General features: G+C 47.2%; 1 protein-coding gene. It reads right to left on the reverse strand.

Features of this window, described 5'->3' with window-relative positions; translation table 11 throughout:
* The coding region (locus FGM01_RS14465; RefSeq protein ID WP_208012739.1) for a DUF7507 domain-containing protein at positions 1–631 on the reverse strand (631 nt) is incomplete at both ends.

Here is a 631-nt window from a genome sequence, read left to right on the forward strand (position 1 = left end):
CTGGCAGTATGTACAATATCACTTCCATTATCAATATCAGCCTGTGTGGCTTCATAGGTCGCGGTATAGGTCCAGGTCTCATCGACCTCCATAATGTCATTGGAGTTCGAGTCTCCACTTACATAGGCTGGTCCAGTGGTTGCCTGAGGATCTACTACAGCGACATTGGTCAAACTGGTATTCCCCGTATTGTCCACCACAATGGTATAGGTTAGCGTTTGCGGAGCAGCGATATCAGTCGGTGCTACGGTATTGGCTACGGTCAGTGTTGGCGATTGAGTAATAGTGGTTGTTGCATCATCAGTTACCGCAGTAGTTACTTCCGTTGTAGTTACACTGGCAGTATGTACAATATCACTTCCATTATCAATATCAGCCTGTGTGGCTTCATAGGTAGCGGTATAGGTCCAGGTCTCATCGACTTCCATAATGTCATTGGAGTTCGAGTCTCCACTTACATAGGCTGGTCCAGTGGTTGCCTGAGGATCTACTACAGCGACATTGGTCAAACTGGTATTCCCCGTATTGTCCACCACAATGGTATAGGTTAGCGTTTGCGGAGCAGCGATATCAGTCGGTGCTACGGTATTGGTTACGGTCAGTGTTGGCGATTGAGTAATAGTGGTTGTTG

This window comes from Christiangramia sabulilitoris (assembly GCF_007050985.1).
Lineage (GTDB): Bacteria > Bacteroidota > Bacteroidia > Flavobacteriales > Flavobacteriaceae > Christiangramia > Christiangramia sabulilitoris.